The sequence below is a fragment of the Streptomyces sp. NPDC008121 genome, from assembly GCF_042957155.1.
Lineage (GTDB): Bacteria > Actinomycetota > Actinomycetes > Streptomycetales > Streptomycetaceae > Streptomyces.
The window spans coordinates 906,270-919,634 of record NZ_JBIBHT010000001.1 but is presented as its reverse complement, the minus strand read 5'-3'; the positions used below and the strand labels follow the sequence as shown (position 1 = coordinate 919,634).

General features: G+C 67.4%; 3 protein-coding genes. 2 read left to right on the top strand and 1 reads right to left on the bottom strand.

Features of this window, described 5'->3' with window-relative positions:
• Positions 1–5 precede the first annotated feature (5 nt).
• A complete protein-coding gene (locus tag ACFZBD_RS03920) occupies positions 6–1,619 on the top strand; it encodes a phospholipase D-like domain-containing protein (RefSeq protein ID WP_391134823.1) in 1,614 nt (537 codons plus the stop codon).
• Between the two features lie 108 nt (positions 1,620–1,727).
• On the opposite strand, the gene ACFZBD_RS03915 is transcribed toward ACFZBD_RS03920, so the two are convergent.
• Entirely contained in the window at positions 1,728–4,856 is a 3,129-nt protein-coding gene (locus ACFZBD_RS03915; protein ID WP_391134820.1) for a hypothetical protein, read from the bottom strand.
• A gap of 593 nt (positions 4,857–5,449) precedes the next feature.
• On the opposite strand from ACFZBD_RS03915, the gene ACFZBD_RS03910 reads away from it, so the two are divergent.
• Positions 5,450–13,342, top strand: coding sequence for a polymorphic toxin-type HINT domain-containing protein (locus ACFZBD_RS03910; protein WP_391135929.1), 7,893 nt, complete (start codon positions 5,450–5,452; stop codon positions 13,340–13,342).
• Positions 13,343–13,365 lie beyond the last annotated feature (23 nt).

Genomic DNA, 13,365 nt, shown 5'->3' with positions numbered 1-13,365 from the left:
ATCCTGTGACACATGCCGAATGGCTTCTCGTACCCGGCGAGCGCGGCAACACCGCGACCCGCCTCGACCGGCGCCACCCCGACGGCGCGACCTGGTCGGAAGGAAACGACGCGCGGCCCGTGGTCCACGGCGCCGCCTACTTCGCGGAACTTCTCACCGCGATCCGCGCCATGCGCGAGGGCGACCTGCTGATGTTCACCGACTGGCGCGGCGACCCCGACGAGCGGCTCGACGGCCCCGGCAGCGAGATCGGTGCGGTCCTGAGCGACGCCGCCCGCCGGGGCGTGATCGTCAAGGGGCTCCTCTGGCGCTCCCACCTGGACAATTTCCGCTTCAGCGAGGAGGAGAACCGCCACCTCGGCGAGGAGATCGAAGAGGGCGGCGGCGAGTGCCTCCTCGACATGCGGGTCCGCCCCGGCGGCTCCCACCACCAGAAGATGGTGGTGCTGCGCCACCCCGGCCGCCCCGAACGGGACGTCGCCTACATCGGCGGCATCGACCTCTGCCACAGCCGAAACGACGACGCCACCCACGAGGGCGACCCCCAGGCGCTGCCCCTCGCCGCCGCCTACGGCCCCCGCCCGCCCTGGCACGACGTCCAGCTCGCCCTGCGCGGACCGGCCGTCGGCGACATCGAGACCGTCTTCCGCGAGCGGTGGGAGGACCCGTCCCCCCTCAGCCGCAGCCCCCTCACCCGGCTGCGGGAGCTACTGCACCGCGAGGACACCAGCGCCGACCGGCTCCCCGAGCAGACCCCCGACCCCGAGCCCCGGGGCGGACAGAGCGTCCAGGTGCTGCGGACCTACCCCAACCGCCTGCTGCGCGGCTATCCCTTCGCTCCCGACGGCGAGCGCAGCATCGCCCGCGCCTACCTCAAGGCGCTGCGCCGGGCCAGGTCGCTGATCTACCTGGAGGACCAGTACCTCTGGTCGCCCCGGGTGGTGGCCAGCTTCGCCCGCGCCCTGCGCACGAACCCGGAGCTGCGCCTCATCGGCGTCATCCCCTCGCTGCCCGACCAGGACGGCCGGATCTCCCTCCCGATGAACCTGATCGGGCGGATCACGGCCCTCGCCGAGCTGCGCCGCGCCGGAGGCGACCGCGTCGCGGTGTACGGCCTGGAGAACCACGCCGGCACCCCCGTCTACGTCCACGCCAAGGTGTGCGTGATCGACGACGTATGGGCCTCCATCGGCTCCGACAACATCAACCTCCGGTCGTGGACCCACGACTCCGAACTCAGCTGCGCCGTCGTCGACCGCACCAAGGACCCGCGCGAACCGACCGATCCGGGCGGACTCGGCGACGGCGCCCGTACGTTCGCCCGGGACCTGCGCCTGGAGCTGATGCGCGAGCACCTGGACGCCGAGCCCGCCGCCTCGGGGGAGCCGGACGAGCTGTGCGACCCCACGGCCGCCTTCCACGCCTTCGAGAAGACCGCCGCGGCGCTGGACGCCTGGCACGAGGGCGGCCGCCAGGGCCCCCGGCCGGCGGGCCGCCTGCGCCGCTACGCCCCGCCGGACCTGCCCGCGGTACGCAAGGCCCTCACGACCCCCCTGCACCACGCCCTGGTGGACCCGGACGGACGCCCCATGCGCCTGCGGCGCCGTAACGCGTTCTGAACGGGCGCGGGTAGGACGGGCCGACCGCACGCGCCCTACAGGCCGGGAGCCCCGGACGCCGTCGAGGCGTCCGGGGCTCCCGGAATTCATGGCAGAGGGGACGGTGCGTCAGCCGAAGGCCTTCACTCCGGCCCAGTTGGCGGAGAGGACGACCTTGACGGCCCCGTTGGTGTTGGTGGTGGACGGGTAGTAGATGCGCATCTGGCCGTCGTCCTTGAAGCGGACCCACATGTCGGGGATCCGGTCTCCGTTCACGTCCGGGATGCCGACGATCGCCGAGATGTGCGCCTCGGTCCAGTTCGAGCCGTACGAGGTGTCGACGCCGCCGCGGGAGTTGGCCGCGACCATCAGCGAGTTGATGTCGACGCTGCCCGCCACGGGGCCGGGCTTGCCGTGACGGATGTAGATGGTGCCGGAGTCGAGACTGCGCCACAGCAGGTCGGGCGTGTTGTCGAGGTCGATGTCCGCGACGTTGACGATCTCGCGGCGGGCCCAGACGTCGGCGTTCATCAGGGTCGCGGTCTGGAACGTGGCGCCGGTGTAGCCGGACAGGGTCCAGAACGCCGTGCCGGCGCGCACGACCACGTCGGGGAGCTTGTCACCGGTGATGTCGCCGACTGCCTTGAACTGGATCCAGGTGGAGGGAGCGGGCGCGTTCGACGGCAGCTTGATCTCGAGGCGGTCGTCGACGTTGAACGTGCCGTAGCCGTCGCCGGGGTAGAGCCAGAACCGGCCGTCCGGGGTGCGCGCGAAGAGGTCGGTCGTCCCGTCTCCGGGGTAGACGTCGTTGAACTTGCTGATCATCGCCGCCTGGCCCGTGCCGGCGTCGTACCAATGGCCCGTCGGGTGCAGCTTGTCGTCCGACGTGTACGAGCCGGCCAGGCCGGCGTACAGCTCGCCGCCCGGGCTGCCCGGGTAGGAGAAGAGGTTGCCGTTGGCGTCGATGAGCATCAGGTCCGCGATGCCGTCACCACCGACATCGCCGGGGCCGTCGGCCGTGTCACGCGGCGGGACGTAGAAGTTGTAGTCGGTGCGGGCGCTGACGTTGCCGTTCGCGTCCAGGGCGAAGACGTGCAGCCAGTTCGGGCCGGCGTGCGGCGGCTTGAGGTCGCTCTTGGTGAACGAGCCGTTGGTGGCGTTCACGTCCGTGTACGCCACGCCCTCGAAGCCGTAGCGGAACTTCGCGGCCCCGGGAGACGTGAACGTGATGTCACCGGTCTCCCCGAACTTCACCTTCGCCCAGGTCGCACCGTCGGACGTGGCCTTGGTGAACAAGTTGCTCGTGACGACGGGCTGCGGCGGGGCCGAGCCGTCGATCGTGAGGCGGCACGGCTCGGCGGTGTTCGGCGGGAAGAAGGAGGAGACCGCGCCCGCCGAGTCCTCGGCCCGCACGTCCCACGAGTACATGGTCTTGTCGTCCAGCGGGAACGTGACGGGGATCGTCACCGTCGCCGTACCACTGGAGTTCGGGGTGACCGGGTACTCGGTCGGGGTGCCGCCGGTCTTGAGGAAGCGGAAGCGCAGCTTCGACAGGTTGCCGTCGCCGTCCTTGGCGTTGGCCGACAGGGTGATGTTGGTCTTGCCGACCGTCACGCCTCCACCCGGGCCCGGCACACAGGCGCCGCCGGGCGTGGTGGTGCCGGCGGTGGGCTCGCTCGGGGGACGGTTGTAGTCGACCTCGAGGGTGGCGGAGGTGGCGCGGAACTTGCGCCAGGTCTGGGTGTCGCCCTCGCTGGTGGCGCGCATGCCCAGGGTGATGTTCGACCAACCGTTGTTCGCCGCCGTCTGTGCGGCCGCCTTCACGTTGGCGTTGTCGAACGCCTCGTACGCGTCCGCGCAGGAGGTGGACCAGCCATGGGCGAAGGACTTCGACTGCAGGTGGGTGGACCAGGAAGGCTGCGCGTTCCAGGTCGTACCGGTCGAGATGCCACCGGTCAGGTAGAACTGGAACTCGCGGGTGGTGCAGGACCAGGAGTGGTTGTTCAGCACCTTGTAGGAGGCCCGGGTGACCGTGGCGCCCTTCATGCCGGGGTCGAAGCCCATGCGCCAGAACGAACGGCCGAGACCGCCGGTGTCGCTCTCGTAGCCCACGCGGGCGTCGGAGGTGCCGGAGGAGAAGTTCGTACCGTTCCAGAAGCTGCTGTTGGGGTACTTCTTGTAGGCGGTGGTCCACGCCTGCCAGGCGGAGTTCATCGTCGGGTCGACGAACAGCGGGAACTTCACGCCGGGCTTGGTGAACAGGCCGGTGGCGGCGACGTTCAGGGAGAGACGGGCGGTGCTCGTCTTGTCCCCGTCGAGCGAGACCGGGAGCTGGGCGGAGTGGGCGCCGGGCTCGATACCGGTCAGACCGGAGAGCTTGAGGACGTCGGCGGGGGTCGCCACGGACGTACGGGGCGTGGAGGCGGGTGCCTCGGGGTCCTGGCCGCTGGAGTCCCACGCGAAGGGAGTGGGAATCGAGGCGACTTCCTTGCCGGCCTTGTCCAGGACGAGGACGCGGCCCTTGGGGGCGTCCAGCTGGAAGGTGGCGGTCGTGGACTGGAGTCCGTACGCGACCGACTTCAGCGCGTCCTGCTTGGCGGCCTCGGGGGTCTTGACGATGAGGAGCTGGGCGACACCGCCTTCCTCACGGGCGACCAGGAGCAGGTCGACACCGGGAAGAACTTCGGAGTAGAGGGCACGGGGGCCGTCGAGGACCGGCTCGGGCAGCGCGCCCGGCCAGGTGTAGGCGACGGTGTGGCCGGCGACGTCCATCTCCGCGAGCACGGTCTGACCGGGCTGCGGGGCGCGGGCGAAGGAACGGTCTGCACGGGACGCGTCCTTGCTGCCGCTGGAGAACCGCACGGGCACGGCGGCGTTGACCGGCACGATGCCGAGTCCACGGGGCGCCTTCGCCGAGCGGACCAGCTTGTTGTCGATCGGGGCCCACTCGCCGTCGGCGTTCTTCGCGCGCTGCGGCGTGGCGTGCATCTGGGAGCGCATCTGCCCGTTGGGGAGCGCCCAGGTCTGCTGCGTGGCGGTGGTCGCCGTGTCGACGAGCACCTGCTTCCGTGTGCGCTTGGCCTCGGCGACGGCGGCCGCCTCGTCACGGGGGCCGGTCGACGCGGGCTTCGCCTCGGTGGCCTTGGTGTTGCCCTGGGCGACAGGCGGGGTCTGGGGCTGCCACCAGGGGATGAGGGCAGCGGTGAGGGCGGCCAGAACGAGGCCGAGGGTCAGGGACAGCCTGGTGCGCGTGCGCACGAAGGGGCTGAGAAATCTGGGTGGCGGCGCGGACACGCGGTCTACTCCCGTAGGTACCAGGCGGAATGGGACAGCACAGACAGCCCCGACGGCGAACCGCCGGGGCAGAAGGGCGCGCACACGATCACATGTCTGAGCAGGGGCGTCCAGACATGAGAGTTTTATTAATTCGTGACCGAGGGAGAGGTGTTGACCTCTGTGACGACCGACATCTCCACTCTTGGGGCTTTCCGCCCCAGGAAAAGGCAGGGATGGCCCTTATTACCGGATCTTTCTGAAAGATCGTAAGGTGATGTGCTCTGGTCAAGTATGACCGGTGAGCCATCTCACTTCCCCCGTGACCTTGTCACCTTGTGTGATCTTGAGTTCTCCCAGGTCATGACGGACAGTGCCGACGCGCGCGTCTTGACGGACGCGCGTTCTTCGGTGTTTCCGCACCTTCTTCGTTGTCTGTTTTTTCCTGGGTGGGAGTCGACGCAATGCGTTCTTCAGGTCCACCGTCATGGCTGGGGCGGGGACGCCTAGCCGTGACGGAGTCACAAAGACGGCGCCGGCGGTTGAGCCGCACGGCGACCGTCCTTTTGTTGTCCTCGATGCTGACGGTGACGAGCCTCAGCTCGCAGGCGTTGGCGATCCCCGGCGACGGCATGAGCCGGGAAGAGCAGACGGCGCAGGTGGACCTGCCGGATCTGCCGAAGAGCACCGAGCTCGAAGGCGATGTGACGGCCGAAAAGGCGCTGACGACTTCGCCTGAGGTGCCGGTCACGCCGTATGTGCCGAAGAACGTCACCCCGTGGGTGGCCGATCTCGGCACGGCGACGCTGACGGCGACGAGCGAGCCGGGCACCACGGTCCCGGTCACCAAGAACCTGCCCGTCGCCATCGGTGTCCCCGAGGGCGGCAATGCGGCGGATCTGGCCGGTCAGTGGAGCGTCGACCTGAAGCCGGTCGAGGCGTCCCAGGACGCGGGCGTGCCCGGCATGATCATGAAGGTCACGCCTCCGGCCGGGGTCGACCCGGCCGCGCAGGTCGCGCTGAGCGTCGACACGACCGGGTTCGCCGACCTCTATGGCCCGCAGGCTGCGGAGCGTTTCGGTCTGACGCTGCTGCCGGAGTGCGTGTACTCGGATCCGACCGCGGGTGAGTGTGCCGACGACGGCACCACGACCATGGCGGGCGGCAAGGACGAGTCGACCGGTTTCGAGCGGCTGCAGTCCTCGGTGGAGGAGGTGGCGGCCAAGGACGCCCCCACCAAGACCACCGCGGCGAAGGACGCCAAGACCCGCAAGGTCCTGACCGGCACGATCCCGGTCGCGAAGCTGCTGGAAGAGGGAAGCACCGGCGCTTCGGCGCGCAAGGCGTCCTTCTCTTCGGCGGAGACGACGACCAGTGGTAACGCCGTCGGCATGATGGACACCGGTTCCTCGGTGTCCGGTGACTTCACGGCCTCGCCGCTGCTGTCGTCGGGTGCGTGGTCGGCGGGATCCTCGTCGGGTGCGTTCACGTACAACTACCAGGTGCAGGTGCCGGAGACCGCCGGCGGTCTGATGCCGAAGATCGGCCTGGGCTATTCGTCCCAGTCGGTCGACGGCCGGACCTCGGCGACGAACAACCAGGCTTCCTGGATCGGTGACGGCTGGGACTACAACGCGGGTTCCATCACCCGTACGTACGCCAACTGCCGCGAGGACTCGAAGCGTGCGGGGTCGAACAACGCGACCCACAAGACGGCGGACCAGTGCTACGGCTCGGAGAACGCCACCCTGTCGCTGGGTGGCATGACGACCGAGCTGGTGTGGGACGCGGCCAAGGGCACCTGGTTCACCGCGAACGGTGACGGTTCGAAGATCGAGCGGCTCAAGGACACGTCCAAGGACCCGCGCTCGGGCATGAAGGACGCGGACGGCGAGTACTGGGTCGTCACGACCAAGGACGGCACCCGCTACCACTTCGGTCTGAACAAGCTCCCGGGCTGGTCGGACAACGGCACCGCCGCCGACGACCCGTACACGGACTCGGTGCTGGCCGTCCCCGTCTATGGCAACCACGCGGGCGAGCCCTGCTACAAGGCCGGTGACTGGAAGAACTCCTTCTGCAACCAGGCCTGGCGCTGGAACCTCGACTACGTCGAGGACATCCACGGCAACGCCATGTCGCTGTGGTGGAAGCGCGATGTCAACTACTACGCGCGGAACTTCAACTTCAAGGCCCCGGTCGAGTACCACCGCGACGGCTACCTGACGCGCATCGACTACGGCCAGCGCAAGGACTCGATCTTCTCGGCGCCCGCGCCCGCTCGTGTGAACTTCTCGGTCGAGGAGCGCTGCTTCACCGAGGGCACGCTGACCTGCGTAGAGGAAAACTTCACGTCGAAGGACATGGGCAAGTACCGCATCTGGTACGACACCCCGGCCGACCTCCGCTGCGCGGCGGTCACCTCGACGTACAAGCAGAAGTGCTGGAACGCCGGCCCGACGTTCTGGACGCGCAAGCGCCTGGACAAGATCACCACCTCGGCCCAGCGCCGCACGGACACCACCGCCCGCCAGGTCGTCGACGAGTACAAGCTCGACCAGAGCTTCGCCTCGCTGAAGACCGGCCCGAACACGGCCCTGTGGCTGGAGTCGGTCACCCGCACCGGCTACGCCCGCAACGGCTCCACCGACGCGAGCATCACGCTGAACTCGGTGCGCTTCGAGTCCAACGCCGAGGACATGCCCAACCGGGTCAAGGCGTTCAACCCCAGCCGCCCCGGTTTCTCCCGCCTGCGCATCGCCCGTGTGATCAACGAGTACGGCGGCGAGACCTTCGTCACCTACAAGCCGATCGAGGGCCAGTGCGCCACCGGCTCCGGTCTGCCGACAAAGGCGGACACGACCGGTCTGAAGGCGAACAACCGCCTGTGCTACCCGTCGTACTGGAGCCCGGACCCGGAGAAGGAGGAGATCGACTGGTTCCACAAGTACGTGGTCGAGTCGATCGAAGAGCTCCCGAACGTGTCCGGCTCGTACGGCACGAAGACGTTCTACGAGTACAAGAACGCCGGCTGGAAGCTCGCCGAGCAGGAGTTCAGCAAGAAGTCGACGCGGACGTATTCGCAGTTCGCGGGCTTCGAGCAGACCGCCGTCCTGACCGGTCCGAAGCCGTCGGACGCGGACAGCGGCGAAGGCTCCACCGGTGAGAACACCCCCGGTGTCGACGCTCCGCAGACGAAGGCCGTCACCCGCTACTACCGCGGCATGGGCGACACCGTCCCGGTCAAGGACGTCCACGGCGTCGAGATCGCCAAGGACAAGGAGCCCTTCGCCGGCCGAATAGCCGAAGAGCTTTCCTATACGAGCGCGGACAAGGCCGACACCGACTGGCTGACCCGCAGTTCTACCAAGCTCGAGGCCACACTGCTCGGCACCCGCGACCGCGAGGACGGCCTGACCGACCTCAAGGCCTGGCGGGTCACCGAGCCGGAAGAGATCGCGTACACGAAGTCATCCGGTACGAACGCCGACGACCCGCGTACGCAGCGCACGGTCCGGACGCTGACGACCTACGAGCCGACCTACGGTCTGCCCACGCAGGTCGAGTCCTTCGGTGACACGGGCAAGACCGGCGACGAGTCGTGCACCAGGATGGAGTACCTGCACCAGACCGACAGGAACATCATCGGTCTGTCCAAGCAGGTTCTGAACTCGCCGACGAACTGTGCAGCAGCCAACTTCGCGGACGTGTCGACGCTCAGCGGCGCCACTCGTATCGCCTACGACGGCACGGCCTACGGTACGACTCTCGCGGCATCGTCCCGAGGCTTGGCGACCGAAACCTGGTCACTGAAGGGGGACGGTTCCGGCTTCCAGACCACCGGTACCAAGGGCTTCGACGCCATCGGCCGGGTGATCAGGCAGACCGATCCCGACGGCAAGTCGTCGACCATTGCCTTTGACCCACCCACAGGTCAGGTCTTCAAGGTCACCCAGACCAACCCGCTGGGCCACACCCAGGTGCAGGAGCTGGAGCCGGGCCGCGCGACCACGCTGAAGACGATCGACCTCAACGGTCATGTGAGCGAGGCGAAGTACGATCCGCTGGGCCGCCTGGCCCAAGCATGGGCTCCAGGCCGTGCCACCACTACGGTGCCGGACTTCCGTGCCGAGTACACGATTCCGAAGCCGGTGGTGGACCCGGAGGACGCCGAGCGCGAGATCCGCAAGCCTCCCTACGTGACCACGTACGCCCGTGGGCACGAGGACCGGATCGAGACCTCGGTCACCCTCTACGACGGCCTCGGCCGTGAGCGGCAGACGCAGGAGGAGGCCACCGGCGGCCAGGGCCACCTGATCACCGACACCCTCTATAACAGTGCGGGCGAGGTCTTCCAGACAAACAACGCCTACCTCACCCAAGAAGCTAAGCCCGGCGAGCTCTTCACCCCGCTCGCCGACACTGCCATCCCCAACATCACCCGCTACACCTACGACGGCCTCGGCCGTGTGGTGACCGAGACCCCGTATATGAAGTGGGTCGACCCGAACACCACCGAGACCATCTCCAAGGCCTACCCGGAACGGGCCACCAAGTACGAGTACGGCCAGGACTGGTCCAAGGTCGTCAACCCGCAGGGTGCCTCGTCCTACCGCGTCTACACAGATGCGCTTGGACGTACGGTGCGCACGGACACTTTCAATCCGGCGGCGCCCGGCGGCTTTACCTCGACGAGCTACCAGTACGACACGCGCGGCCAGATGGTGAAGGCGACCAACTCCGCCGACCCGACTCACCCGTGGTCGTGGACGTATGACCACCGTGGCCGGATGGAGACCGCCACCGACCCCGATTCGGGGACCACGCGGACTTCCTACGATCATCGCGACCGCGTCCTGACGGTCGCCACTGCCCGCGGCGTCATCTGGAACAGCTACGACGAGTTGTCCAGGCCCAAGCAGCAGCGTGCGAACGACGCCGCCGGCACTCTGCTGGCCGACTACACCTATGACACCGCGAACGGTGGCAAGGGACAGCCCGCCACCGCCACCCGATACACCGACGGCCTGGCCTACACCCAGAAGGTCAACGGCTACACCAAGGACTACGACCCGACGTCCACGACCCTGAGCCTGCCGCAGTCGCTTGCCGACACCTGGGGCCTGGCCAAGGACTACACCTACGGATACTCCTACACGGACACGGGCCTCCTGGAGGAGGCCGCTCTGCCTGCGGTCGGCAAGCTTGAGGCCGAGAAGATGGTCGTCCGCCACGACAAGGATGGCCTTCCGCTTTCGGTCTCCGGTAAAGACTGGTACGGCGCTGAGACCGTCTACTCCCCCTATGGACAGGTGGTGCGTTCCACGCTGGGCTCGCAGCCCTACCGCGTGTGGACGCAGAATCTGTTCGACGAAGGCAGTGGCGAGCTCAAGGAGCAGACGGCCTATCGGGAGCACAATCCCGGTGGCGCCGCTGGTGGCAACCTGGCCTCCAACCGCGCGTACACCTACGACCCGGCCGGAAACGTCACCTCGATCCACGAGAAGTCGACTCCGGTAGCGGAGCGTCAGTGCTTCGTATACGACCCGCTGGGTCAGCTGAAGTCGGCCTGGACCTCCAAGGACGAGACCGCCTGCAGCTCGCCGAAGAACACCGACGGCACGCTCAACGTGTCGGCAGGTGATGACGGTTCCGGCTACTGGCAGGAGTACGAGTACGACCTCCTCGGAAACCGCACCAAGCTGACCGAGAAGGACCTGACCGGTGCCACCGCCAAGGATGCGGTCACTGACTACACCTACGGCAAGGGTGCAACCAAGGAACAGCCGCACACGCTGACCAAGGTGTCGAAGAAGTACACAACCCCCGCCGGCGCGGCGGTGAAGGCCGAAGCAGCACGCCTGTACGAGCTCACCGGGGAGACCAAGTCGGTCACCTCGCTCGAGAACGGTGACAAGCAGGAGCTGACCTGGACCATCGACGGCAAGGTCGACCGGATCACCGGTCAGGGCAACGGGGGCAAGACTCCGTATGTGGGTCTCGGCCAGAAGTGCGTCGACCTCAAGTCCGGTCTCGCTGCGGCAGGCCAGCCGATTCAGCTCTACCAGTGCAACGGCACCGTGGCGCAGAACTTCAAGTTCACGCCCAAACCGGGTAGTGGCAGTGCGCCGCAGACGGACCCGAACCTGGGCACCTTGTCGGTTTACGACACGTGGTGTCTGCAGCCCGCAGCGAACACCGCAGGCTCAGCGGTCCAGTTGCAGAAGTGCAACGGCACTGCCACGCAGGAACTCAAGCGGACGGCGGCCGGTCAGCTGAACCATGTCGCCTCCGGTCTGTGCCTTGCGGTCAAGGACGGCGCCAATGTCAACGCCACCGCGATCGTCCTGGCCACTTGCAACGGCACTTCGACGGCGCAGCTGTGGTCGCCGCAGAATGACACCCGTCATATCTATGGCCCGGACGGTTCACGCCTGCTGACCATCCAGGGCAAGCAAGCCACGCTCCACTTGGGCGAGGCCGAAGTGACCGTGCAGCAGGGCGGCGTCCTGATCCGCACCGAGCGCACCTACACCACCCCCGGTGGCGCGGTCATGCGCTACGCGAGTGGTACGGGCGGTGAAACACTTGTCGCCCTGGCGATGGATCACCAGGGCAGCGTCTATGTTGAGGTCGCTCTCTACAGCGGTCAGCCGGTCCGGGTCAGGAAGCAGGACCCCTTCGGCAACCAGCGTGCGGCCGACACCGTCGGCTCCAACATCCAGACCCACAAGGGTTTCCTGGGCCAGACCAGAGACGATGCCTCCGGCTACCAGCCGCTGGGCGCTCGCCTCTACGACCCGGTGGTCGGACGGTTCCTGTCCGCCGACCCCATGCTCGACCTGAACGACCCGCTGCAGTCCAACGGGTACGCCTACGCGCACAACAACCCGGTCACACATGCCGACCCCACCGGTCTGGCGATCAGCCTGACCGCATCGGAAAAGGCAGCGGCGCTCGCCGGCGCGGGTCTGTCCGCGGCGCAGGTCGCGCAGGCGCAGTCCACCATGGGCAAGTCCCTGACCTCGGTGATCCTCGCCGTGGCCTGGGAGACGCTGAAGGACTTCATCGGCATCAACGACGCCATGGCCTGCTTCGGCGGTGACATGTGGTCGTGCGGCAGCCTGATCATCGGCGCCATCCCGTGGACCAAGCTCGGCAAGATCCCGTCCGTCCTCAAGGCCGTCAACCGCACCATCGACGCCATCCAGGCGTTCAAGGCGGCGAAGAAGGCCGCCGAAGCTGTCCTCAAGGCCGCCAAGGCGGCCGAAGAGGCAGCACTCGCGGCCAAGAAGGCGGCGATCGAGAAGGCCAAGAAGGAGGCCGCTCAGAAGGCGAAGAAGAAGGCAGCCGAAGAGGCAAAGAGAATCGCCGACCGAGCGTTGGCCCAGAAGAAGAAGACGGGCAACCCGGTCCAGAAGCGGGTTCAGGCCAAAGCGGCGCCGAAGGCCTCTTCCTCAGCTGGTAAGAGTGGCGGCAAGGGTTCCGGAGGCGGCGGCAAGACAAGCCTCAGCAAGCCTGGCGGATCTTCCGGTGGCTCCTCTCGTAACAAGGGTGGATCCAGCGGCAGCGGCGGCTCCGGAAAGGCCGAGGAAGGCGGCACCTGCAACAGCTTCGTACCCGGCACGAAGGTGCTGATGGCCGACGGCTCGGGCAAGCCGATCGAGCAAGTGAAGACCGGCGACAAGGTCGTCTCGACGGACCCGGAGACGGGCGAGACACGTTCCGAGACGGTTACCGCTGAGATCAAGGGCGAAGGCCTCAAGCGCCTGGTCAGGGTGACGATCGACACGGACGGTGCGGCCGGCGCGAAGACGGCGCAGGTCACCGCGACCGACGGTCACCCCTTCTGGGTCCCCGAGCTGGGCAAGTGGATCACTGCCACGGACCTCGCGTCGGGCCAGTGGTTGCAGACCAGTGCCGGCACCTACGTGCAGATCACCGCGATTCAGCGGTGGACTGCACAGAAGGCAGCCGTCCACAACCTGACGGTCTCCGACCTCCACACGTACTACGTGTTGGCTGCGGCGGCCTCGGTTCTCGTCCACAACTGCAATGAGCCGCAAGCGGCGAGAGCGTCTCAGATCAACAACGCCGAGCCGAGTCAGGCGAACTTCGACATCCACACCGTCGCCGTTCTGGATGTAGAGATCCCTGGAGCGGGCGTCAGGAGACTTGTGGCCGGAAACGGCGAAGAGGGGTTGACCCCGGCGCAGATCACGGCGCTCAACGACGACGAGTTCCACATCGGTCCCGATCTTGTTCCGGGAAGCCTGCACGCCGAACAGCGCGTCATACTCGGAGCTATGGCTCTGGGGGCGACTCCCGTCCAAGGCGGGGCGTCTCGCAACATCTGCCGTGCAGTGTGCGGAGTGTTGATCTTCGCGAGCGGCGGAGCACCCTTCGGCGAGGTTCGGCCGGGTAACGGCCAGACCACGCATCGCGTCCGAAGCTTCCGCTTCTTCAGTTAACGCCTCGTCTGTGGTAGAGGTGA